We start from the raw sequence: 24,060 nt of genomic DNA, 5'->3' as shown, positions 1-24,060 counted from the left end.
TAAAAGCCCCCCTTTCGTAACCATCAACTGCGTTTGCCGTAACTAGCTTCCAACCCACTACGCGCATCCATTTGAATGCCATACTGAGGAATTGGGTAACGCAAGCCATTTCGACTTAACTTCTCTACGCCTTCGAGGGCCTTCACTAGATCAGCCGGCGCTAACGCCATTAGCATTTCATCATCCAAGACACCACCATATCGCCTTTCCGCATAACAAGGAATCGACAAGCTCGGTTCACCCGTTGCAAGCGCCCGTCCCCAAGAGTCCGCACAGGAAGACTCGCCGACAACTCCCCACTCGAGTTTTTTATAATCCTTCCACTGTAGGCCGTTAATGAGCAAAATCATCTGTCCCGGTGTTGCGTAAATCAAACAAATATCTGGAGGACTTAGTCGATTCGAGACAAGAGGTGAAACAGCCATTGCTGCATGCCTCCCATAAGGATTGACAGTCATCGCCGACTGATGAGCAGCAGAATCCTTCTGGTTTTCAAACCAAATCCCTGCCATTTCCTTCCCATCTAACCATTGTTCATCACGGGGATGTAAGCCAAGAACCGCACTACACTGCGGCATCACCAAATCTTCTTCAGTTATGCCCACGGTCCAGCCCAGCCTAGCTGCTTGTGCCACAATCTGATCAGCCGTGTGTACCGATTGTGGCCGTCTGATCTTCGGGATTGCTTCCATGTCCTCTGCTTTCTCGAACATTTTCATACCAACCGGAACTGTTTTTAAGCGTAAATAGGTATACAGCTGATTGACAATCAGCTGCCAGTCGTACGTCTCTGTTGTATTGACCATGTCAATACCACCTCTCTCATAATCGATTATTGCTCTTTATTGATGAGTATTTTTAATACGCCTGTCGTCACGGGTTCACCTGTTTGTTTCACAACTTTTTGAATAGCTGTTACCACACCCGTGCCATTTCCTTTGTCTAGTAAATCAGTGACCTCCAATTCCACATGTATCGTGTCATTGATGAAGGTTGGGCGAATAAATCGTAGATGTTCAATGCCATAAAATGCAACAATGACTTCTGGTTCCATCACTTGCAGTCCAGTAGCTACCGATAACACAAGCATGCCATGGGCAATTCTTTGCTTAAACGGTGTGTTGTTTTCCGCATACTCTTTATCTGTATGAAGCGGGTACCAGTCTCCACTAAATGCAGAAAACATGACAATATCTGCCTCCGTAATGGTGCGCCCTCTCGAACGCCACGTTTCACCGACTTCGAAGTGGTCAAATTTTTTATTAAACATGTTTATCCCCCTTTAAATCAAAGAATTTTCCGTCTCTTTTGCACGTAAAACGATTTTCAAAACCTTTCCTGTTGCATTTCTCGGCAATTCATTCACCAAGTCGATTTGCTTCGGAATTTTAAACGAAGCAAGTTTCTCTTCACAAAATGCACGAACCTCCTGTAAATCCAGCGATTCGTTTGGATTCTTCAAAGCGATTACCGCTTTTACGGACTCGCCCCATTTTTCATCTGGATAGCCTACAACCGCGACCTCTCTTATATTCGGATGGCGGATTAAGACTTGCTCCACCTCAATCGGGTAGACGTTTTCACCACCTGTAATAATCATGTCTTTCATACGATCTACGATGTAAAGAAAACCTTCTTCATCTTGTTTAGCAAGGTCTCCTGTAAAAAACCAACCGTTTCGAATCGCTTCTTTCGTTGCCTCAGGCTTGTTCCAATATTCAACAAAAATATTAGGTCCTTTCACCACTAACTCTCCTACTTCTCCAGTTGGCACTTCATTGCCATATGCATCTACAACTTTTATCTCTGTGTGTATCGGTGGCTTACCGACAGAGCCATTTCTCCTTACACTATTTTCGCTATCAAGCACTGCGACAACCGGTGCCGTTTCCGTTAAACCAAAACCTTCGTAGAACGGGATGCCACGATTTTGAAAAAATTCAATGATTGTAAGCGGACAAGGAGCCCCGCCTGAGATATTAAAGGTTAACGAGCTGACATCATAGTTTTCTAGATTTGGAAATTGCGTAATAGCCAGCCACATTGCCGGTACAAGAAACAAAGCTGTTATTTTTTCGCGTTCAACGAGCTCCAATGTCAATTGCGGATCGAATTTATCCTCTAAGATAACTGTCCCACCTTTGTATAAGGCTGGCGTTGTAAAGATATTCATCCCACCAATATGAAACAATGGTGCCACTGTTAACGTAATCATATCTTCAGTAATTGGTAGCGCGTCCAGGCAATTGATGGCATTCCATTGCGTATTGCCATGTGTTAGGACAGCTCCCTTAGGTCTGCCCGTTGTCCCAGATGTATACATCATCATATGTGCATCGTCTAAGCACACAACATATTCCGGCTCTTCACGCTTTGCATCTGCAAGGAGCAGCTCGTACGCTAGATGCATTCCTGTCTGATCGTCCCCCACTCGAATAAACGAACGAATTTGCGGCGTCCGTGCTGTAAGTCCCTCCGCAATGCCTTCCAATCTGTCATCATATATGAAAATAATACCGCCTGAATCATGCACAATATATTCAACTTCCTCAAGGCTTAAACGGAAATTAATCGGCACAAAAATGGCGCCAATTTTCGCACAGGCAAACAATGCTTCCATTAACTCATTTCTGTTAAAAAGAAGCGCATTGACTCGATCACCTTTTCTGACACCAAGATCGACAAGTGAATGCGCTAAACGATTTACGCGGTCATTTAGCTGTCGATACGTAAAGCGTTTGTCTTTGTAGACGATTGCTGTTTTATTCGCCTGTCGATCACTATGCTTCACGAGCCATGAACCAATACCATTTATCATAAATCGAACACTCCTCATTTTTTAGTGTCAGTGCATACTCGTTACATCTTCAAATAAGCTTTCATACTGTACACGTAGTTTTTGCTTTTGAATTTTACCTGTCGTGGTCATCGGAAATTCATCTACGAATATTACTTTTTTCGGCACTTGGAAACCGCCCAGATTCTCTTTACAATAAGCAATAATTTCGTCCTCCGTCACCTCTTGTCCCGTTTTCGGACGAACAATGGCCGTTACGGCTTCAATCCACTTTTCATGCGGCAGGCCGACAACGATGGCATTTTCAATCTTTTCGTGGTTTAAGAGCATTTGCTCAATTTTAATGGAAGCCACATTTTCGCCGCCAGTTTTAATCATGTCTTTTTTCCGATCTACAAACACCATTTGCCCGTCTTCATCCCAATAGCCTAAATCCCCTGTATGATGCCAACCAAATAACCGTGTTTCCTTTGTCGCTTCCTCATTATCTAGGTAGCCATTCATCACATTTGGGCCACGGTGGACAATTTCCCCAATTTGACCTTTTCCCAATAGATTACCCTCGTCGTCCATTACAGCCGTGTCATTGATAATCGCGGTCGTTCCCCAATAAGAACCAAAGCGTTTCAGTTGCTCTTCTGATTTAAAGAACATCGTCGCGGGATACATTTCCGTTTGCCCTGTTCCAAGTAAAAAGTCAGCCTCTAGCTCTGCGATCCCTTTTTTCAATGTCGTTTGATCCATAGGTGCCATGGCATACAAACAAGTTTGTAACGATGTCAAATTATAATTTTTCCGATTTGGATGATGAATTATCGCTCGATACATCATAGGTAACGCGAATATAAATGTTCCTTGTTCCCTTTCAATCGTTTGCATAAAATTCTCAGGTTCAAATTTTTTCGCCACCACGAGCTTGGCACCAATGGATAAGAAGGAGGTGTTAAATGAATGCTGCGCACAATGGAACATTGGCATAATGACTAGTAGTACTTCACTTTCCTTAATAAGCAGGTCAGCAATATTTCCTAAACTCGCAAGATAAACAGTTAAATGGCTAATACAAACCCCTTTTGGATTGCCCGTAGTGCCACTGGTAAACATAATTTGTGCGACATCACGGTCATGAATGTCGACATCTGGCTCTTCATGAGATTGCCCAACGAGTGTTTCAGTAAAAGACTTTCCAGCCTCTCCCTCTATGTTGTTCACAATAATAATTGTCGAACTATCAAAGCGAGAACGATCTGCTTGCAAAAAAGCATGATCGATAATGATTACTTTCACATCTGCTTTGTTTAAAATATATTGTTGCTCCACACTCGAAAGTCCTGGATTTACCGGCACCCAAATTAGACCTGCTTTTTGAATGCCGTACATTGCAATTACATGGTCAATCGAGTTGCCACATATCGTCGCAATGCCATCTCCTTTTTTATAACCGCTTCCAATCAAGTAATTTGCAAAGCGGTTACAGGCTTGGTCAAGCTCTCGATACGTCAGCTTCTGTTCCCCTTCCACAAGCGCCGTCTTATTCTCATAGCGACCTGCCGCTCTGCGGATGATATCACCAATTGCAACGCGATTAATCACTGAAATTTCTTCTCTCATTGTCATTGCCTCCACCACATTAGTTTTCAATGATTTGCAGTCTTTTCGTGAGTATCTCATTCATAATTTGCGTCGTTCCTCCGCCAATCGATTGAAGACGTGCATCACGCCAATAACGTTGAACAGGATATTCCATCATATAACCATTGCCACCGTGGATTTGAAGGGCTTGGTCACATACTCTGCTCACCATTTCCGCGGCATAGGCTTTAGCCATCGTCGCTTCTGTTGTGACATCTTGGCCTTTGTCATAGCGATAAACCGTCCGATAGGTAATACTTCTTGCCTTTTCAATGTCAATGGCCATATCAACCATTTTGTGCCGAAGCACTTGGAATTGAGCCAGTGGACCTCCGAATTGGATGCGTTCTTTACTGTAACGCACCGTGTCCTCCAATGCCTTTTCGGCCAATGCAATACTTGAAAGGGCTAATGTCAATCGTTCCCATTGAAAATTGATCATAATATACTTGAATCCTTCATTTAGGCGTCCAATCAAATTCTCCTTAGGCACTTTTACATTTTCAAAGTACAACTCGCCTGTATCAGACCCCCGCCACCCTAACTTGTCGAGTTTCTTACCAACAGAAAACCCCTCCCAAGTACTTTCTACAATGAACAGACTCATGTTTCGATGCCCAGAACCATCAGCCGTTTTTGCAGCAACAACGACATAATCAGCGTTCACACCATTTGTAATAAAGGTTTTTGAGCCATTTAACAAATAATGATCGCCCTTATCGACTGCCTTCGTGCCAATCGAAGAAACATCACTACCTGCATTTGGTTCCGTAATGCCTAATGCGGCAATCTTTTTTCCTTCAACGCCAGGCTGCAGGTATTTTAGCTTCTGCTCATGATTGCCAAAACGCCAAATCGGAGTCAGTGCAATGCCGATATGCGCAACAATCGAAGCACCAATTCCACCCGATCCACATTTGGTGAGTTCCTCATTGAAAATAGCATCCATAATCAGATCGGATCCTGCACCACCGTATTCGACCGGAAATTTCGTCCCCAAATACCCTAACTCTCCCACTCTCTCAAACACGCTTCTTGGAACTTCTCCTGCTTCTTCCCACTCTTCAACAAATGGGGTGATTTCTTTTTCCACAAATTTCTTAACTGAATTCCGAAACATGTTATGCTCTTCAGTAAACATCCAGTGGGTCATTTACTCACTTCCTTTTCTCAGGTTCACAAGCCCATTTGTTTGGCGATGATTTCCTTCATCACTTCATCTGCTCCGCCACCAATGCGATATAGCCTCGTATCACGCCAAATACGTTGAATTGGATATTCCATCATATAGCCATTACCACCGAAGATTTGGAGCGCACGGTCTGCTACCCAATGAGCCATTTGTGCAGCTGCAAGCTTAGTCATCGAAATTTCTTTACTCGGTACTTCGCCTTTTGAAAAACGATAGGCCGTTGCATACGTCAATTCCCTACACACTTCGATTTCTGTTTTCATCTCCGCAAGCAAATGAGCAATCACTTGGAAATTTGCAATTGGCTGATTGAATTGTTTTCTCGATTTGGCATAGTCATAGGCTAGCTCATAGGCTTGCTCCGCCATTCCAATGGAGCCGGCGGCAGCGATCATGCGCTCCCCTTGCAACTCCCACATAATATAAGAAAACCCTTTGCCCTCTTCACCAAGTAAATTAGCATGTGGCACTCGTACATTATCGAATATCAGCTCAGCTGTATCAGAGGAACGCATACCAACTTTGTCCAACTTCCGACTAACTGACACACCTGGGCTATCGAGTTCCACTATAAATAGACTGATTCCTTTGTAACCCGGTTCGTCTGACGTTCGCGTGACAAGCGTGACGAAATCTGCGCGTGTCCCATTTGTGATAAACATTTTTGAACCATCGATAATCCAATCATCACCGTCTCTACGCGCTCTTGTTTCAACAGAGGCAACATCAGAACCGTGGTTCGGCTCACTAATGCCAATCGCAGCCAGCTTATCTCCTTTTATGGCTGGCGTCAGAAAACGTTCCTTTTGTTCGGCATTACCAAATTCAGCGATGGGCGGTGTTGCCATATCTGTTTGAACAGCAATCGCCATCGGTACTCCTCCACAGCCACATTTTGCAAGCTCTTCCGCAAAGATAATGCTTGTAAAATAATCGCCACCCTGGCCACCAACTTCTTCCGAATAGCGTAAACCAAGAAAACCTAAATCACCCATTCGCTTTAACAATTCCATTGGAAAGATTCCTGCCTCTTCCCATTCTTCTACAAAGGGAACAACCTCTTTGCTGACAAATTTGCGAATTGTTTTACGCAATTCTTCATGCTCTTCTGTAAAGTAAGGTTCGTATGCCATACTCACACCCCCACCTCTTCTGGCACTTCAATTTCCATTCGCAGTAAGTTTGCACCAAAACATTTCCCCAGATTATCTACTCGAATCGACGTTGAACCTCCGCCGTTCAAAGCATCTTTTAAGATGAAATTAAAAGCATGAATCGTTGGCACTTCGTAACGGATTACTTCTCCATCGACTAAGCCCTGAAAATGCGCTTTCACTTTATCAGCCGTCACTTGTTTTGCAAAGAGCTTGTACATGTCTTCATTAGCAGCAAATAAACCGATATTCACCGTATTTCCTTTATCCCCAGATCGCACTTGTGCCATGTCCTTCAACAAAACGTTAGACATATGTTCCCACCTCTTCCACACGAATCTTCACTTGGCTTTCTACAATTTCTCTCGGAATAAGTGCCGACCACATGCCAAGGAGCTGTCTGGTTGGGATATTACCATAGAAGCCACCTGCTGCTGGCGGACCATTCAAAAACAAGGGAGGAAACAAACGGCCTAATTGTGCAGCGTCTTGCTTCGTTTTCGACCTAACCGCCATCCGTAAATAGACCTCATTCAAGTCCTCACTCGGCTCCTTAGCAAGTGGACCGTGTAAAGAATCATAGCCTAGATAGCTCGTATGAATTTCCTTATAAAGCAAGCCCTTTTGCTCGATTTGCTTACGAATGACTTCATCCGCTTTCCTCGCTTTTTTCAGCGCATCCGGCCATGAGAATCCCATAAGAACTTGCCCCATATAACCATCCTCATAGCCCATCACAACCTTTAATTGGTCAGGCTTCGGTTTGCCTTTAACGCCGCTAACCTTCACATGATGCTCCCCAACATTCTCCAGTTTGACTTGCGTCAAATCGACAATGACGTCTGGCGTAATATAAGCAGATGGGTCATGTATTTCATACAGCATTTGTTCTTTAACAGTGTCAACACTTACTAGACCGCCACGCTCACCCACTTTTGTTATAATGAATTCACCAGACGCGTCCACTTCAGCAATGGGATAACCAATTTCCTCTACTCGTTCAACCTGCTCCCAATCGCCACTGAAGTTACCGCCTGTCGACTGGGCCGAGCATTCCAAAAGATGCCCCATGAAAACCCCACTCGCGAGCTGATTCCAATCTTCTACTGACCAACCATATTCATAAATTAAAGGGGCAAGAAACTGCGCCGTATCTGTAGTTCTACCCGTCACTACCACATCCGCCCCCTGTTTCAGCGCCTCAACAATTGGCATAGAGCCGAGATAAGCATTCGCAAACTTCAGTTTCTCTTTCACACTATCAATGGATGCACCTGTTTCCATATGATTAAATGAAACTCCCTGTGCAATAAGGTCATCGATTTGATCAATTAAATTATCACCTGTGACAACCGCCACTTTTAAATCATCCATTCCCAACTCTTTAGCTACACGAATAACCTCTTGCTGAGCAGCAACTGGGTTAATGCCCCCTGCATTAGTCAACAGTTTAATGCCCTTCTCCTTCACATAAGGAAGCAAGGCTTTCATTGACGTTGTAATGTCCCTGGTATAACCAAGATTGTCGTCTTTTTGTTTGTCCTTCAGCAAAATTGCCATTGTCAATTCTGCTAAACAATCAAAACTAATATAATCGACATTGCCGTATTTAGCAGTCGCAATAGCAGGTTCGATGGTATCACCATAAAAACCTTGTGCAGCACCAATTCGAATTTTCTTCATCATGTCAAACCTTCTTTCTGCTATTATCCAATTACTACAACTGAATCCCCTTCTTGTACAAAATCTCCTTCTGCCACCTTTATTTCCTTTACCATCCCTGCATCTGTTACCTCAATCGGAATTTCCATTTTCATCGATTCTAAAATCATGACGATATCCCCTGCTGCTACTGTATCCCCTTCACGAACTTCAACTTTCCATATACTACCACTCATTGGCGATTGAATTTCCATCATTTTTTCCTCCTTTATTTGCCTTGCCATTTTGGTTTTCTTTTTTCCAAAAATGCAGATGCGCCTTCTTTCAAATCCTCACTTTGAAAAGACACAAGCCTCAATGTCGATAAATAATCAAATGACTTCATGAAATCCATTTGTTCTGTTGTAAAATAGGCATCCATGCCTAAATTAACCGCTAAAGGACTGTGTGAAGCAACTATTTTTGCTAGAGCCCACGTTTCCTCTTCCAACTCTTCATGCGGTACTACCCGATGAACAAGTTCATAGTCTTTTGCTCTTTCCGCATCAATGATTTCAGCCGTTAACATAAGCTCCATAGCGCGTCGATCGCCAACTGCTCGTCTTACCCATGGCAAGATTACAAAAGGTACAAGTCCGAGTTTCAGCTCAGTTAATCCTAGTTTGGCCTTATTCGACGCAATCGCAATATGTGACATTGCTACGAGCCCTGTCCCTCCCCCCAATGCGGGACCATTAACGGAAGCAATAATAGGTGTTTTAACCGTTGCTCCCAGCTTAAACAATTCAGTACTTTCTTTGCCCTCATGATGAAGTTGCGGGACCGCTTTTTCGAAGTTCTCTTTAAACTCATTTAAATTGCCACCCGCCGAAAACACCTTTCCAGCCCCAGTTAAAATAATCGCATGAACATCTCGATCTTGATCTGCTGTTCGAATAGCAACTATTAAATCCTTTGTTAACTGCTTCGTTAAAGGGTTTCTCATCTCAGGAAGATTCATCGTAATTTTGGCTATATTATCAGTCACTTCATACAATATGGTTTCATAGCTCACTTTTATCACCTCGGCATTCTAAATAATCACACTGGATGAATCGCGTTACGTTTTTCGTATTTTGTCACACTCTTCGTTCGATATAGATTAAATCGGCGAATCAGTTCTGTTCTCATTTCATCGAATCCGACCAAATCATCAATAATCAGCTCCGAAGCAAGTTTGAAAATATCGATGTCTTCTGTATACTCCTTTCTTTTTTCGCTTATAAAAGCTGGACGTTCCTCTTCCGGAATTTCTTGGATTTTGTTGAAATATACAGCATTGATTGCTGCTTCAGGTCCCATCACAGCAATTTGGGCACTTGGCAAAGCCAATACGGCATCTGATCCAAACGCTGGACCTGCCATTGCATAAAGCCCGGCACCATAACATTTACGTACAATGACCGATACAATTGGAACAGTCGCTTCGGATAGCGCTGAAATCATTTTTGCACCATGCCGAATAATTCCACTCTGTTCTACTTTTGAACCGATCATGTATCCCGGAACATCGGACAAGTAGAGTAAAGGGATACTATAAGCATTACAAATCATGATAAACCGTGCTGCCTTATCAGGAGAATCGACGAACAATGTCCCCCCTTTGACTTTGGATTGGTTGGCGATAATTCCTTTAACCTCCCCATTCAATCGTGCAAATCCTGTGATTAGTTCGGGGGCGAATAATTTTTTATACTCAAACCAACTACCCTCGTCAATCACTTGATCAATTAGTTCGTACATGTCAAATGGTGTATTTTGATTCAAAGGAATGATTTCTGCTATATTTCTACCACTTATCGGATTTTTCGCATCTTCTTTAGAAGGGGTTTCTTGCCAATTTTGAGGCATATATCCTAAATAACGTTTACAAGCTTCAATTGCCTCTTCCTCACTTTCTACAAGTACATCGCCTAACCCGCTTACTGAACAATGCATTTTTGCACCGCCCATTTTATCCATCGTTGTTTTTTCCCCAATTGCCATCTCTACCATTCTCGGAGAACCTAAGTATGCACTCGAATTTTGATCAATCATAATAACCAAATCCGAAAATGCAGGAACATAAGCAGCTCCTGCCGGCGAAGGCCCAAATAAAATAGTGATTTGCGGAACAACTCCTGACAATTGAATCTGATTATAGAAAATTTTACCGCCATGGCGTTTACCAGGGAAAACATTTAATTGTTCTGTAATTCTTGCTCCCGCGGAGTCGATCAGGTATAAAATCGGAATTTTTAAGTCTGCCGCTTTTTCCTGAATACGAATATTTTTTTCTACCGACTTTGGACCCCACGAACCCGCCTTGACTGTAGAATCTGCGGCTAAAAAACAAACTGTGCGCCCATTTACTTCTCCAATTCCTGTCACACAGCCATCAGCTGGAAGTGATGAATCTTCACTGTTTGCAAAAACACCATCTTCGACAATTGAGTTTGGATCAAAAATTCTTGCTAGCCGTTCCCGTACAAACATTTTTCCTTTTACCTTGTTCTGTTCGTGATATTTTTCTTTACCGCCTTTCAGGATACGTTCCTTTTCTGAATAATACCTTTGATAATCCGTTCGCAATTGCACACACTCCCGATAAACAAATTTTTGTCTCACTCTTTATATATGCAATTTCTATGCCACTATTTAAAATGGCTATAAATCTAGGAATTCCACAAAAATATACATAACGACTTTCTTTCAACTGTGTATATGCTCTATCTAATGTCCGAAAATTAAGACAGTTGTATTGATTCTTCGATTCAAATTCCTTACAATTAAGAAGTGGAGTAGCTATATAATCTTTTGAAAAGTATGTAGCCTATAATTTATTAAAATCTGTTAGCTGTAAAGGAGTTCATATAATTGCAGGTTCATCAGCTTTCTTCCTCTAATTTCATTAAAATTACTCGAAAAAGCACTGTAAGAGATGTTATGAAACACTTTCTGAATCAGCAACAAGATCTCGCCTGCGTTATTGAAAATGAACAATTACTCGGAATTGTCACTAAATATTCTCTATATCGCTTGCTTCTTGAAAATGGATCACTGGATGTATCCATAGAGCCGATCATTATAAAAAATGTTGTCACTATCTATGAGGAAGAAAACGCTTACTATGCAAAAGATTTATTGATTAAAAAAGGTGTTGGACATGCTGTCGTTATAAACAAGATGGGGAAAGTGACGGGAGTCATGGCAAAATCCGAATTAATTAAAGGATTAATTACAAGCGCTCATAATGTAGCCAATCGATTGAAATCATTGGTGAATCATCTACAGGAAGCTGTCATATCTGTTGATTTAGAAATGCGTATTACTTCTGTAAACACCACTGCTTTAGCACTGTTTCAACTTCAAGAGCAAGAGTTACTGAACCGTTCAATCTCGCAATACTTCTCTAATCTATCTGCGGGCTTGCAGGACTCAATTACAACTGAACAAACTTTCATAAAAAGATTGTACTTTCCAAATATGACAACCATCGCATCTTTCATTCCGATAAGAGAATGGTCTTCAGTTACCGGAGCAATGGTCGTACTGAAGGATGTTACTGATTTTGAAAAAGTGGCAAAGGAACTAGAGTCAACCAAAAGAATTGAAAAAGTACTGGAGAGCGCACTTGAACTAGCCTACGATGGGGTATTGATAACCGATACGGAAGGTATAATCACAAGGGTCAATCATAGTTTCCTTTCATTATTTGGCTATCAATCCCTACAAGAAGTTATCAATCAACCGATCAAGCATATTGTCCCTGAAATCCCCTCTGACAAAAGCATCCTACACAATGAGAAAATTGAAGGTGAGCTTATAGAAATCAGAAACAAGAAAGCAATTTTAACCCAAATGCCCATCATTCAAGATGGGGAAAAAATTGGCGCTATTTTCAAGATAATCTTCAAACAATTGGATGTGTGGAAGGACCTTTTGCACCATATGGAGCGATTGGAAGGTGAGATTTCATACTATCGCGGTGAATTAATCAAAGTATCATTTGAAAATGATCCATTTGGCCTCATCATTTCAAAAAACAAAAACATCAATCAACTAAAAAAAGAAGCTTATATTGCTTCACAAACCTTTTCAAACATCTTAATTACTGGAGAAAGCGGGACAGGAAAAGAATTAATCGCTGACGGAATCCATCAGTCCTCAGGAAGACCCGGGGCTTTTATTAAAGTAAATTGTGGTGCCATTCCAGAGGAGCTTTTGGAATCCGAGTTTTTCGGGTATGTAGATGGTGCATTTACGGGGGCAAGAAAAGGTGGAAAACCAGGCAAATTTGAATTAGCCGAAGGTGGGACAATTTTTTTAGACGAAATTGGAGACATGCCTCTATCTTTACAAGTCAAACTTTTGAGAGTATTGCAAGAAAAAGAATTTGAGCGGATAGGAGATACAAAAACAACAAAAATAGATGTAAGAATCCTTACAGCAACGAATAAAGATTTACTCAATATGGTTCATAAAGGACTATTTCGAGAGGACTTGTATTACCGAATCCATGTTATCCAGTTACACCTTCCTCCACTCCGGGAAAGAATAAATGACATTCCATTATTATGTGAATTTTTCCTTCAAAAATTCACAACAAAAAAGTTTAAACATATAGAGGGATTAACAAGGGATGCATTAGAAAAGTTAACCCAATACGAGTGGCCTGGAAACGTGAGAGAATTGGAAAATGTACTGGAACGTGCATTTCACTTTTCTACTAGCAATTGGATTGAAAAAGATAATCTATATTTTGATAGTTACCGAGTACAATCTGTTGAAGAAACTCACAAAGTGCCCACCCAAACTTTCACACAATCAAACGGAATAAACCGGAAAGAACTTCTGAATGAAACAGAAAGGTCTGTATTGATTCAGGCACTTACAGAGGCAAACGGCAACCGTACCAAAGCAGCGGAAATCCTGAAAATTAGCCGTTCTACCCTTTATCACAAATTGAAAAAATATCGTATCAAAGAAAATTCACAATTTAAGTCAGAGGATTAATTTGTCTTATTCCAATAGGCCTAGGATAAAACTCGACCTGTATCAAATTTAATTATTATCAGCTCTGGTTAAATTAGAATAAGAGAGTCATTGAAATGTTACAGATCAAGATACGAATATAAAAATAGAATTACTAGAGAACTTTTTTCTGTTTAAACAACCGGCTGGAAAGCAGTAAATCTACTGTAAAAGTTTGGTAGATTTTAATGAATTTAAGACTAAAAAGTATACATTCGTTAAGACAAAAGAATACTTTTGACTTTCACACCCATTCTGCATTTGTATTTACTTACCTATTATTCAAAGCAAAACCATACTAAAAATTCCTTTCCACACAAAAAAATGTCCGAGCAGATATTAATCTGCTCAGACATTTTCCAATTAAATCACGTGTGTTTCTTTTTTACGACGCTCAATTGCTTCAAGACGCTCATCGTATTGCTCTACAGTTAAGTTATGCTCAACGAAGTAACGGTTTCGTGGATGTGTACGGCATTCGTCCGAACAGCTACGCATATACAAATGTTCATTTTCTTCAGAACAAATGATTTTTGCGTTACATATTGGATTCGCACAGTTCACATAGCGCTCTGACGGCGTGCCATCGAAATGATCACGGCCCACGATGATATGCTCCACTTGATTGATTGGAACTGCAATTCGCTCGTCAAATACGTAACATTGTCCGTCCCAAAGCTGACCTTTGGCAACAGGATCTTTTCCGTACGTGACGATTCCCCCGTGCAATTGACCAACATCTTCGAAACCTTCACGTACTAGCCAACCTGAGAACTTTTCACAGCGTATTCCACCTGTGCAATACGTCAGGATTTTCTTCCCTTCGAACTGTTCTTTATTGTCGCGAATCCACCCAGGCAGGTCACGGAAGTTTTCAATTTCCGGTCGAATAGCACCACGGAAATGTCCGAGATCGAACTCATAGTCATTACGCGCATCAATAACTATTGTATCTTCATCTTGCATCTGCTTGAAGAACTCTTCAGGACTTAAGTAATTGCCCGTCAATTCATTTGGGTTAATGTCCTCAGGCAAGCTCAAGTTAACGATTTCTCCACGTGCACGTACATGCATTTTCTTGAATGCATGTCCATCTACTTCGTCGATTTTGAAAACGATATCTTTGAAACGATCATCGCTTCTCATCATGTTCATGTAAGCTTCCGTCTGTTCAACGGTGCCCGAACATGTACCGTTGATTCCTTCAGCACCTACGATAATACGACCTTTTAAACCAATTTCATTACATGCTGCCAAATGCTCAACAGCCAACGTTTCAGGATCTTCAATCGTTACATATTTGTAATAAAGAAGAACTTGGTATTCGTTTTTTTCCATTTACTCCAACCACCTTGTTTTTATAATTGCATGTTATAGCAACAATCGGCTCGAATTATTCACAAATAATTGTAAATATACAAAAGCAAACCCGTATATGCAAGATCCGGGACGCTGATATTATAGCACAAATCAAGAAAAGCGCAAGAGCCTTGGTCAGGTGCGACGTGGTGTTCCTTGCTTACCTTTAGCAAAGAATATACATCTAATCATGTGTTGCCTTATAGAAAGCGACATTTCTTTAAAATAAATAGGATATAATTCTAGAGAAAGTATAAGCCGCCAAAATTGTATCTTTGGCGGCTTTTCTCCAGGTAAGAAGCCAACTACTCTTTCGTCCAAAAAATCTCCAGCACGCTGTACACTTATGCATTTTGAGCGCGACGGATGAAGGACAACCATATGATTACCGAAAAAAATATGTAGGGATGCGACAAAGTCGCACCCCTACATATCCAGACATCTCGGTAATCGTAATAGAAGTCATTCAATCAAAAGCGATCCAAAGGCGGAACTATATATATAGCAGCCAGGGGTGATCAAGTTATGTACTTGTTACGTTTAGTTTATCAACAGACGTATTAATCTATAGACAAAATCTCAAATGGCTATCAAAAAAGTCACTACATTTCAAATAGATAAGTTGAATGCATGACTCCAATGAATAAAGCGTGGGAGCTTAAGAGATGCCTTTCACCATAAGCCAAGTAGTTTCAAACACCGGTCTTAGGACTTCGACTCCCGCTATATATCACCTGTGTTGTATTCAAATATTCCCCTGCGTAAATGCTAAGTTATACATCATTTCCAAAATATCAACATTTATAGTCACGAATTTCCCTTTTACTAAACATGGGGAAATAGTTCCACCAAAGAATATGTAAATCTTTGGTACTTTCATTTTTTTCATGTATACTAGAAAAGAATATATAATGATAGATTTCGACATTAATACATATTTTTTGAAACTATTAATGCGATTCACCCGTCTAACTTTCTATAAACAGCAAAGGAGTTTTTCACATGAAAATAACGCACCGAAAGCGTCGTTCCTCTTGGATTGACGTTACATTTTCAATCGCTATCGTCGCACTGACTGTGTCGGCCATCTATTTAATTTCACAAACCACCAAAAATGAGGCTGCTTCGCTCCATGAAAAGAAACAAGGTGCAAACCCAGCTCCGGTTGTGATTGATACGAGCGATTCCCATTATCCGGGTATTAAACTTATAACTGAAACCTCTAATGATTTATATACACCATTCGCTATTCAATATCCACAAAGTTTACATAGTCCATTCAATGAAGCGATTTCTACTTACATAAAGAATGCAAAACAAGATTACTTGACTACGATGACAGAAAACAGGAAAAGTGACAGTAAAATAAAAGGGGAATTGAATATCTCTTTTGAAACGCTCCCTCATCATTCAGGAAACTATTCTTTTGTACTTATTAACAGCAGGACAACTGGAGACGCAAACGGTACTACTGAAATTCGATCATTCCATTTAAATCCTGAAACAGGAGAAAACTTTACAATTGCAGATGTATTCGGACGTGATCCTAAACATCTTAAGATTGTTTCTACTTTAGTGCGTGAAACTTTGTACAATGATCCTCTACTAGTAGATTACCTTTTTCCAAAAGTAGTAGATATTAAAACTGAACCTCTTTGGGGAAATTTCCGTAATTTCGCAATCACGGACGAATCACTTATTATCTACTTCGAAGAAAATGAACTGACAGCAGGAACAATGGGTCCTCCGATTGTTGCAATCCCATTAAGTGATGTAAAAAATTTACTTTCCGATGAATTCCAATTACTAGTTGATGATACTGATAAAAATGCGAATATCATAGATCCATCAAAGGAGGAAAATGCAGCTACCCCTCCTAAAGAAACAGAGTCCTCTACCGATCAAGACGAAAACAATAGTACCTCTACTGAAGACGGGAAGGAAGAAGTCGATAATAGTACTAAACAAATCGCCCTTACATTTGATGATGGACCCGACCCTAAAGTAACTATGCAAATTCTTGAGACTTTGAAGAAATACGATGCAAAAGCAACATTTTTCATGCTTGGTAGTCGGGTTGAATACTATCCGGAAATCGCAAAAAAAGTCCAGGAAGCAGGACACGAGCTCGGGAATCACACATGGAATCACCCCGATCTGACTAAGGCAGGAGTAGAAAAGGTTCAAGCTGAAATAAACAAGACATCTTCCATTATTAAAAATGTCACTGGTGAGGAAGCAACTGTGTTCAGACCTCCTTATGGTGCAGTTAACAAGACTGTTCGCAGTCAGACAAACTTACCTGTCGTTCTATGGGACATCGATACACTTGACTGGAAACACAGGGATCCTAACCAGCTTCTTACACATGTAAAAGGCTCAGCAAAAGACGGAAGTATTATTCTTATGCACGATATTCACCAATCAACAGCAGAAGGTCTTGATTCAGTTCTAGCTTATTTACAAAGTGAAGGTTATACGTTTGTCACAGTTTCAGAGTTACAATAAGCAATCACTTCCCCTCTACTTCATGTTTAGGGGATTTTTTTTATTTTAATTCCGCAATATCACTATATGTCATAATGTACATCTGTTATAATATAGTTATAACAGATGGGAGGTAATCAAATGTTCATCCAAATCGAACCGGAATCGGATATACCAATTTACGCACAATTAGCTTCGCAACTAATCGAAGCGATTGCTCGCGGAAAACTGGTAGGCGGAGATGCGCTACCATCCGTTCGATCATTAGCAGCAGACCTTGGCATGAATATGCATACCGTCAATAAGGCTTACCATGAACTTGAAAGAAAAGAAATCATTCGGATTGTTCCAAAGTCAGGGGCTATCGTTAATCCACTTTCACAAAATGAGATTCGTTCGGATCATCTTGAAAGGATTTCTTTAGAAATAAAGCCTTTAATCGCAGAAGCAATCGTACTTGGGATGAAACCCGAGGCTATTAATAAACTTATATCATCAATCATTTTATCTATTAAGGAGGAGTAAACAATGGGACTTACAATTTTTTCAGTCATGATTGGTTTTATCTTTGTATTGCAATCTGCTACCCCATTCTTATTGAGACGGACAATTGCGTTCGGTGTAACGATTCCAGAAAGCCATACAGAAGATGCTACAATTGCTTCATTCAAGAAAACATATGCTGTAACTATTTTCATTACCGGCCTCATCTTACTGATTGCTTATTTTACCTGGGCGAACACTAGTAGTCTGACAGAAGAAAAAATCATCTTAACTGGATTAGCGATTCAGTTCGGTATCATCTTTTTGAGTATGGGACTCTATTTTTATTTTCACGCTAAAACAACACGTCTGAAGAGAGACAATGAATGGGGCTCACATTTGAAACAAGTTCGAATTGCTGATTTAGCAATTCGGACAAAAGACGAAATGCTGCCCTCATTTCTCTATGCTTTGCCAATGATTATTACTACTGGTCTAATTGCCTATACCGCAACTCAATACAGTAGTATACCTAGCATGATTCCAATACATTGGGGACCAAGTGGCCAACCAGATGCCTTTAGCCCGAAAACACCCTTCTCTGTAATCGCCCTTTTGCTCATTCTGTTGGTTATACAAGGAATGATGCTAGGGATCAATGCATTTACAAAAAAATCCGGCATCAAATTGAATGCCGCAAAACGTAAAACATCTCAAGTTCAACAATTATCGTTCCGTAAATATACGAGTTGGCTTCTATTTATGACAAGCGTGCTCACGACCGTACTCCTCGGATTCCTACAACTTACAACAATCCATGAAGATCTTGGAAATGCTGCACTTATGCTCGCGTTGCCGCTAGGTTTCTTACTAATCACCCTAATCACGACAGCTATATATGCTTTCAAAGTCGGTCAGAGTGGCTCACGAATTGATGCCGCAGTTGAAGAGGATATTCTTGCTGGCATCACTGATTTTGACGACGATAAGTACTGGAAAGCCGGGATCTTTTATGTGAATAAAGATGATTCGTCAATTTTTGTAGAGAAAAGATTCGGAGTCGGCTGGACCATCAACATGGGAAATCCAATTGGATATGTCATCCTATTCCTCCCGCTGTTGCTCATCTTAACTATTACTTTCCTATTATAATTTTAAAGTGACACATCTAAGAATCAAAAGCGCATAGGATATTATTATCAAGCAACATAAAAGCCACCATAGTCATGGTGGTTTTTTGTTGCTTATCACATCTATTGATAACTATAATTACCCATAAAATTTATTAAGTAAACACTGGGCGCTCCTTGTACGATTGCCTTTGGATTGAATAACTTCTATACCATTACTAAGATTTCTGGATATATAGGGATGCGACTTTGTCGTATCCCTATATATTTTTTCGGTAATCGTATTGTGGTTCTTCATCCGTCGCTCTCCAAATGCATAAGTACATGAAGTGCTAAGGTTCTTTGGGATGAAAGAATAGAGGGGCATCTCCATGGATAAAAGCCGCCAAAGATGCAATTTTGGCGGCTGAAACTTTATTTAGGGTTCTCTCTTCTTTACTAGTAAAGAAGTGTTATTTTCTATAAGGTATGACATGAGTACATGTATAATCTTTGCTTAAAGTATGCAAGGAGCACATTGTATAAAGTACTAGCGTGCCCGAAATTGTATCTTCGGGCACTTACAATTTCTTTAGAAAATCATCTATTCTTTTCTTTCAAAGCAACAGCATTTTCCACTTGAATATTGCATGAACGCGACAGGCAACTATTCGCAACAGTATTTCTAAGGAGGAATGAATTGCAATTCCTACTTAAATCTGTCATGAATAGTTAGCCGAAAGCAGTCCGGAAATAGTCCTGTGAAAATGAAGGTTATCAAGCCCTTCTCACCAGTATTTAATGCAAATACATGGTTAATCAACAGACGTGATAATTAACTAAAAATACTTGTACTATGAAGTGGTTGCAATCTAGCTTTTGGATCGACGTAGGCTTTTGCGTGATTCACTGCAATCGGTGCTTCACCAAGTCCGACAGCAATTAATTTCACTTTGCCTTCGTAGTTCGTAATGTCTCCAGCCGCGTAAATGCCTTCGATATTTGTCTCCATACGAGTGTTAACCATAATCGAATTGCGATCCATTTCAAGACCCCACTCTTTCAAAGGTCCAAGTGAAGAAATATTTCCGTAGTTAACGATTAAATGATCGACGTCAAGACGTTCTTCAGTTCCGTCTTTTTCTGCTAAGACAATTCCACTAACTTTGCCATCTACCCCTTCAATCGCTTTCACAGCACGAGAAGTTTTTACGTCAACTTTCGATTCCATTAATTGATTAACACTTGTCTCATGCGCTGTAAAGCGTTCACGTCGGTGAACCAGTGTTACACTGGAAGCGATATCCTCCAACATGAGTGACCAGTCAACTGCCGAGTCCCCGCCTCCGCAAACAAGTACATTTTTGTCTTTGAAAATCGTTAAGTCCTTAATGCTGTAATGAAGTGTGTTTCCTTCAAAAGAGGCTTCTTCAGGAAGTCCAATCTTACGTGGTTGGAATGCCCCGATACCAGCTGTCAAAAGAATGGTACGTGTCAAATGAGTACCTTTGTCTGTTTTAAGAATGAAGTGATCTCCATCACGCGTTGCTGACAAAGCCGTCTCACCTAGAAGTATTTCAGGTTTAGCATAATGAGCCTGAGTTACTAGATTCGCCACGAAGTCTTTCGCAAGAATTTTAGGGAATCCGCCTACATCATATATATCTTTATCGGGATACAGTTCAATCAGCTGACCTCCTAACTGTGGTAAGCTATCGATTATTTTCACCGACATCTCCCTCATTCCAGAATAGAAAGAAGCGAAAAGTCCTGTCGGCCCTCCCCCGATAATTGTAATATCAACGATTTCATTATTCATATGCAAACACTCCAATTAGATTAGTCTCGGGTAAAAGATTACTTCTTTACCCACTCTCCACATTATCTAACAAAACACACTAAAACACACATAATCTGATTTAAGCATAGCATCTTTTCTGGTAAAATAATTTCTTTTACAAATTATTTCTTTATAATTCCGGTATGCTAGCCGTAAAGTATCTATCTAGTAACTTTTAACCACAGTACGATACTTCATTATTTCCTAGACAGTAAAAATAGCCTGCACACATATCAAATGTGTACAGGCTTCTACTTAATTTCTATTCACGATGTGTTCTGCAATACTCAAGAACAATTTCTTTTTCATCATCTTCAAGTTCGAATTCAAGAACTTTCTCACTTGAACGCTCAAAGAAGTGATAAGAAGCAATACGCCCTTCATCCTCGTCAATTGCAAAAATCACTCGTAAGCCCGTTCCACCTTCAGAATAAAGCTCATCTTCTTCGTCAAGATCAATATACAATCGGTATTCATAACGTTCTCCAGCAATGATCCCCGTAGGATCGTTAATTTTTTTGATAATATACTCAGTTATTTCCATAGTAGTATCAACCTCTCACTTACAATTTTGGATTCCTGGCTACAAAGCCACTACACTCCATAATACATCATTCAACAACAAAAGGGTTAATTTTGGCCTATACCTTACTTTTTGATGAATTTAACTAACTCATTCAGTATAAGAGGCAACAGGCTCATAACGACAATAACTACCCATTCTATAAGCCCTAGCGACTGTACACTGAAGACTTTTGAGATTGGACCAACTGTTACGATGATCACCTGCAAAACAACTCCAAACAAAATCGAATAGATTAAGAATTTATTCTTGAAAATTCCTGCGGTAAATATAGACTGGTCCATCGATCTGAAGTTAAGTGAGTGAATAAGCTGAGAAAAACTCAGTGCGATGAAAGCCATTGTCTGTCCATGAACTAGTGCACTCTCTGGAATTACAGATGAAAACATGGCTAGGAAACCGCCTGAATACTCACCTGATAGGTATACGCCTACCATAAAAGCGACGAGCGTAATCATACCAATCAATAATCCGTTAAAAATCAAAAATGGAATAGACCCTTTGAATATACTCTCATTCCGGTGTCGCGGTTTTTCTTTCATTACTCCGGGTTCTTCAGGATCCACGCCGAGTGATAGCGCTGGAAATGTATCTGTCACAAGATTTATCCACAGAATATGAATCGGGCGTAATACTAATGGCCAGCCTAGTAAAACAGCAGCAAAAAGCGCGATGATTTCACCAAGATTACACGACAATAGAAATATGACGGACTTTTTAATATTGCGGTAAATCGTGCGTCCCTCTTCGACTGCTTTCACGATTGATGAAAAATTATCATCTGTCAAAATCATATCTGCTGCACCTTTTGCAACATCTGTCCCTGTAATCCCCATTGCCACGCCAATATCTGCCGCTTTTAATGATGGGGCGTCGTTAACTCCATCCCCTGTCATCGATACTGTATGATCTTTCGCTTTAAGTGCTTGCACAATCTTTACCTTATGCTCCGGTGAAACACGGGCATAGACATTAATATCTCCGGTTTTTTCTATCAATTGATCCACCGTCATCGATTCAATTGCTTTCCCTTCAATTACCTCGGATTTCTGAGTCGCAATTCCTAGTTCTTTCGCTATTGCAAATGCCGTGTCCTGATGATCCCCAGTAATCATGACTGTTCGAATCCCAGCTTCTTTCGTAACTTTAATCGCGTCTTTTACTTCTTCACGCGGTGGGTCAATCATTCCGACAAGGCCCAGGAATGTCAATCCTTCCTCAGATTGATCTAGTTCCATGGCTTTGGCTTCTTCTACAATCTTATAGGCTGAGCCTAATACACGTAACGCTAGAGAAGACATTGTCATTGCAGCTTCCAAGATGGATTGACGGTCGCTGTCATCAAGTATTCTTGACCCTTCAGCAACTTCAATATGTGTACACTTCTGCAGGATGCCGTCAATTGCACCTTTTGTATGTGAATAAATTGCATCTGCAGATCGATGTACCGTAGTCATTCGTTTCCGGTTTGAATCGAATGGTAACTCCGTGATTCTAGGATAGTTTTTATCCAACTGTTCTTTTTCCAATCCCGATTCTGTCGCCGCTACGACAAGGGCAATTTCTGTTGGATCTCCTGTTTCTCCAGTATTAGAATACGTCGCATCATTACACAATGCGATATTCTCAAATAACAGTTTTTGTACTGGATTTCCCAGATTGGCTTTACTTAATTCGTTTAAAGTACCTTCTGCAAAAAACGTTGTTACCGTCATTCTATTTTGAGTCAACGTCCCTGTTTTATCAGAACAGATAACATCCACAGAGCCTAACGCTTCCACAGCAGGGAGTTTGCGGATGATGACGTTCTGCTTGATCATCCGTTGAACGCCGATAGCAAGGACGATTGAAACGATTGCAGGCATCCCCTCGGGTATTGCTGCAACAGCAAGACTGACCGCTAACATAAACATTTCCAAATAGTCACGCCCTTGAAGTACACCAATAGCAAATATGATGACACAGATGGCAACAGCCGCAATACCAAGATATCTACCTAATTGAGCAAGACTTTTCTGGAGAGGCGTCTCGTCATCCACTTCCTTGTCTAGCATAGCTGCTACTTTCCCTATTTCCGTTTTCATGCCTGTTGCAATGGCAATTCCTGTTGCGCGTCCATATGTAGTCAATGTCGACATAAAAGCCATATCTTTTCGATCTCCAATTGGCATTGAGAGCTCTCCAGTAAAATGTGCGTCCTTATCGACCGGAACGGATTCGCCCGTCAGTGCCGCCTCTTCAATTTTCAAATTTACCGATTCGATCAGTCTTATATCACATGGAACGTATCTTCCTGCATCAAGAAGAACTACATCACCCGGGACGACTTCTTCCGACGGTATCTCCTTCTGAACGCCATTCCTTCTTACCAGCGCTTTAGGCACTGCCATATTTTTCAACGCTAGAAGTGCTTCCTCAGCTTTCGATTCCTGGACGACTCCAACAATAGCATTTATGATAACGACCAATCCTATAATAATTGAATCTGCCACTTCCCCTAGTATTCCAGAAATAACAGCAGCAGCGATTAGTACATAAATTAACACATTATTGATTTGCGCAAAAATCCGTTGTATCAAAGAGCGACTTTTACTTCCTGTAAGTTTATTAACCCCATATTCATTAGCCTTTTGTTCGCTTCCTCTTCACTTAATCCTATTTTCACATCCGTATCCAGCAATTGCTCAGTTCCATTCAGCATTCTCCAGAC

The 24,060-nt window shown here is 40.6% G+C and carries 18 protein-coding genes and 1 pseudogene; 4 read left to right on the top strand and 15 right to left on the bottom strand.

All coding sequences use genetic code 11. The features are described from left to right. Window positions 1–23 precede the first annotated feature (23 nt). From FQ087_RS02530 to FQ087_RS02480, 11 genes are read right to left on the bottom strand one after another with little or no spacing between them, the layout of a single operon-like run. Window positions 24–806 (bottom strand): DUF169 domain-containing protein, encoded by a 783-nt coding sequence (locus FQ087_RS02530; RefSeq protein ID WP_149578981.1) that lies wholly within the window; start codon window positions 804–806, stop codon window positions 24–26. Between the two features lie 26 nt (window positions 807–832). Beyond that, complete coding sequence (locus tag FQ087_RS02525) at window positions 833–1,270, bottom strand: MaoC/PaaZ C-terminal domain-containing protein (RefSeq protein ID WP_149578980.1); 438 nt, start codon at window positions 1,268–1,270, stop codon at window positions 833–835. Between the two features lie 12 nt (window positions 1,271–1,282). Beyond that, entirely contained in the window at window positions 1,283–2,818 is a 1,536-nt protein-coding gene (locus FQ087_RS02520) for an acyl-CoA synthetase (RefSeq protein ID WP_149578979.1), read from the bottom strand. 27 nt (window positions 2,819–2,845) lie between these two features. Further along, window positions 2,846–4,408 (bottom strand): class I adenylate-forming enzyme family protein, encoded by a 1,563-nt coding sequence (locus FQ087_RS02515; protein WP_149578978.1) that lies wholly within the window; start codon window positions 4,406–4,408, stop codon window positions 2,846–2,848. A gap of 19 nt (window positions 4,409–4,427) precedes the next feature. Beyond that, on the bottom strand, window positions 4,428–5,582 hold the full coding sequence (locus tag FQ087_RS02510) for an acyl-CoA dehydrogenase family protein (RefSeq protein WP_149578977.1): 1,155 nt from the start codon (window positions 5,580–5,582) through the stop codon (window positions 4,428–4,430). A 23-nt stretch (window positions 5,583–5,605) separates the two neighbouring features. Next, window positions 5,606–6,754 (bottom strand): acyl-CoA dehydrogenase family protein, encoded by a 1,149-nt coding sequence (locus FQ087_RS02505; RefSeq protein WP_149578976.1) that lies wholly within the window; start codon window positions 6,752–6,754, stop codon window positions 5,606–5,608. 2 nt (window positions 6,755–6,756) lie between these two features. Continuing rightward, window positions 6,757–7,089 (bottom strand): AtuA-related protein, encoded by a 333-nt coding sequence (locus FQ087_RS02500; RefSeq protein ID WP_149578975.1) that lies wholly within the window; start codon window positions 7,087–7,089, stop codon window positions 6,757–6,759. After that, window positions 7,082–8,461 carry an acyclic terpene utilization AtuA family protein gene (locus tag FQ087_RS02495; protein ID WP_255452124.1) on the bottom strand — a complete coding sequence of 460 codons (1,380 nt, stop codon included), beginning with the start codon at window positions 8,459–8,461 and terminating at the stop codon, window positions 7,082–7,084. The genes FQ087_RS02500 and FQ087_RS02495 overlap by 8 nt, the downstream gene beginning before the upstream one ends. 20 nt (window positions 8,462–8,481) lie before the next feature. Then, window positions 8,482–8,694: a biotin/lipoyl-binding carrier protein gene (locus FQ087_RS02490; RefSeq protein WP_149578974.1), complete on the bottom strand. Its 213-nt coding sequence runs from the start codon at window positions 8,692–8,694 to the stop codon at window positions 8,482–8,484. Window positions 8,695–8,705: 11 nt separating this feature from the next. Then, window positions 8,706–9,491 carry an enoyl-CoA hydratase/isomerase family protein gene (locus tag FQ087_RS02485; RefSeq protein ID WP_149578973.1) on the bottom strand — a complete coding sequence of 262 codons (786 nt, stop codon included), beginning with the start codon at window positions 9,489–9,491 and terminating at the stop codon, window positions 8,706–8,708. A 26-nt stretch (window positions 9,492–9,517) separates the two neighbouring features. Further along, window positions 9,518–11,047 (bottom strand): acyl-CoA carboxylase subunit beta, encoded by a 1,530-nt coding sequence (locus FQ087_RS02480; RefSeq protein WP_255452123.1) that lies wholly within the window; start codon window positions 11,045–11,047, stop codon window positions 9,518–9,520. A 285-nt stretch (window positions 11,048–11,332) separates the two neighbouring features. On the opposite strand from FQ087_RS02480, the gene FQ087_RS02475 reads away from it, so the two are divergent. Next, window positions 11,333–13,471, top strand: coding sequence for a sigma-54-dependent Fis family transcriptional regulator (locus tag FQ087_RS02475; protein WP_149578972.1), 2,139 nt, complete (start codon window positions 11,333–11,335; stop codon window positions 13,469–13,471). Between the two features lie 381 nt (window positions 13,472–13,852). Here FQ087_RS02475 and trhO read toward each other — a convergent pair whose 3' ends face one another. Continuing rightward, the gene (trhO, locus tag FQ087_RS02470) at window positions 13,853–14,827 is read right to left on the bottom strand and encodes an oxygen-dependent tRNA uridine(34) hydroxylase TrhO (RefSeq protein ID WP_149578971.1); all 975 of its coding nucleotides are present in this window, start codon (window positions 14,825–14,827) and stop codon (window positions 13,853–13,855) included. A gap of 1,023 nt (window positions 14,828–15,850) precedes the next feature. Between trhO and FQ087_RS02465 the strand changes: the two genes are divergently transcribed. The 3 genes from FQ087_RS02465 to FQ087_RS02455 all read left to right on the top strand — a co-directional run bounded on the left by FQ087_RS02465 (window position 15,851) and on the right by FQ087_RS02455 (window position 18,970). Further along, window positions 15,851–17,356 (top strand): polysaccharide deacetylase family protein, encoded by a 1,506-nt coding sequence (locus FQ087_RS02465; RefSeq protein ID WP_149578970.1) that lies wholly within the window; start codon window positions 15,851–15,853, stop codon window positions 17,354–17,356. Between the two features lie 120 nt (window positions 17,357–17,476). Continuing rightward, window positions 17,477–17,860, top strand: a complete 384-nt coding sequence (locus FQ087_RS02460) for a GntR family transcriptional regulator (RefSeq protein ID WP_149578969.1) — start codon at window positions 17,477–17,479, stop codon at window positions 17,858–17,860. Window positions 17,861–17,863: 3 nt separating this feature from the next. Beyond that, window positions 17,864–18,970, top strand: a complete 1,107-nt coding sequence (locus FQ087_RS02455) for a DUF1648 domain-containing protein (RefSeq protein WP_149578968.1) — start codon at window positions 17,864–17,866, stop codon at window positions 18,968–18,970. Between the two features lie 792 nt (window positions 18,971–19,762). On the opposite strand, the gene FQ087_RS02450 is transcribed toward FQ087_RS02455, so the two are convergent. The 3 genes and pseudogenes from FQ087_RS02450 to FQ087_RS02440 all read right to left on the bottom strand — a co-directional run bounded on the left by FQ087_RS02450 (window position 19,763) and on the right by FQ087_RS02440 (window position 24,051). Then, a complete protein-coding gene (locus FQ087_RS02450; RefSeq protein ID WP_149578967.1) occupies window positions 19,763–20,746 on the bottom strand; it encodes an NAD(P)/FAD-dependent oxidoreductase in 984 nt (327 codons plus the stop codon). Window positions 20,747–21,029: 283 nt separating this feature from the next. After that, window positions 21,030–21,311: a DUF6509 family protein gene (locus FQ087_RS02445; protein WP_149578966.1), complete on the bottom strand. Its 282-nt coding sequence runs from the start codon at window positions 21,309–21,311 to the stop codon at window positions 21,030–21,032. 104 nt (window positions 21,312–21,415) lie between these two features. Further along, window positions 21,416–24,051 (bottom strand): annotated as a pseudogene (locus tag FQ087_RS02440) (cation-translocating P-type ATPase). Between the last annotated feature and the right edge of the window lie 9 nt (window positions 24,052–24,060).

It is taken from the genome of Sporosarcina sp. ANT_H38 (assembly GCF_008369195.1).
Lineage (GTDB): Bacteria > Bacillota > Bacilli > Bacillales_A > Planococcaceae > Sporosarcina.
The sequence above is the reverse complement of the archived record's forward strand: the minus strand, read 5'-3'. Positions and strand labels throughout refer to the sequence as shown.

What these genes read in the sequence shown, in the direction of transcription:
- FQ087_RS02530 (WP_149578981.1), bottom strand. Translation starts at nt 806, where the DNA reads ATGGTCAATACAACAGAGACGTACGACTGGCAGCTGATTGTCAATCAG.
- FQ087_RS02495 (WP_255452124.1), bottom strand. Translation starts at nt 8,461, where the DNA reads ATGATGAAGAAAATTCGAATTGGTGCTGCACAAGGTTTTTATGGTGAT.
- trhO (WP_149578971.1), bottom strand. Translation starts at nt 14,827, where the DNA reads ATGGAAAAAAACGAATACCAAGTTCTTCTTTATTACAAATATGTAACG.
- FQ087_RS02455 (WP_149578968.1), top strand. Translation starts at nt 17,864, where the DNA reads ATGGGACTTACAATTTTTTCAGTCATGATTGGTTTTATCTTTGTATTG.
- FQ087_RS02460 (WP_149578969.1), top strand. Translation starts at nt 17,477, where the DNA reads ATGTTCATCCAAATCGAACCGGAATCGGATATACCAATTTACGCACAA.
- FQ087_RS02505 (WP_149578976.1), bottom strand. Translation starts at nt 6,754, where the DNA reads ATGGCATACGAACCTTACTTTACAGAAGAGCATGAAGAATTGCGTAAA.
- FQ087_RS02520 (WP_149578979.1), bottom strand. Translation starts at nt 2,818, where the DNA reads ATGATAAATGGTATTGGTTCATGGCTCGTGAAGCATAGTGATCGACAG.
- FQ087_RS02500 (WP_149578975.1), bottom strand. Translation starts at nt 7,089, where the DNA reads ATGTCTAACGTTTTGTTGAAGGACATGGCACAAGTGCGATCTGGGGAT.
- FQ087_RS02515 (WP_149578978.1), bottom strand. Translation starts at nt 4,408, where the DNA reads ATGAGAGAAGAAATTTCAGTGATTAATCGCGTTGCAATTGGTGATATC.
- FQ087_RS02465 (WP_149578970.1), top strand. Translation starts at nt 15,851, where the DNA reads ATGAAAATAACGCACCGAAAGCGTCGTTCCTCTTGGATTGACGTTACA.
- FQ087_RS02510 (WP_149578977.1), bottom strand. Translation starts at nt 5,582, where the DNA reads ATGACCCACTGGATGTTTACTGAAGAGCATAACATGTTTCGGAATTCA.
- FQ087_RS02450 (WP_149578967.1), bottom strand. Translation starts at nt 20,746, where the DNA reads ATGAATAATGAAATCGTTGATATTACAATTATCGGGGGAGGGCCGACA.
- FQ087_RS02445 (WP_149578966.1), bottom strand. Translation starts at nt 21,311, where the DNA reads ATGGAAATAACTGAGTATATTATCAAAAAAATTAACGATCCTACGGGG.
- FQ087_RS02490 (WP_149578974.1), bottom strand. Translation starts at nt 8,694, where the DNA reads ATGATGGAAATTCAATCGCCAATGAGTGGTAGTATATGGAAAGTTGAA.
- FQ087_RS02525 (WP_149578980.1), bottom strand. Translation starts at nt 1,270, where the DNA reads ATGTTTAATAAAAAATTTGACCACTTCGAAGTCGGTGAAACGTGGCGT.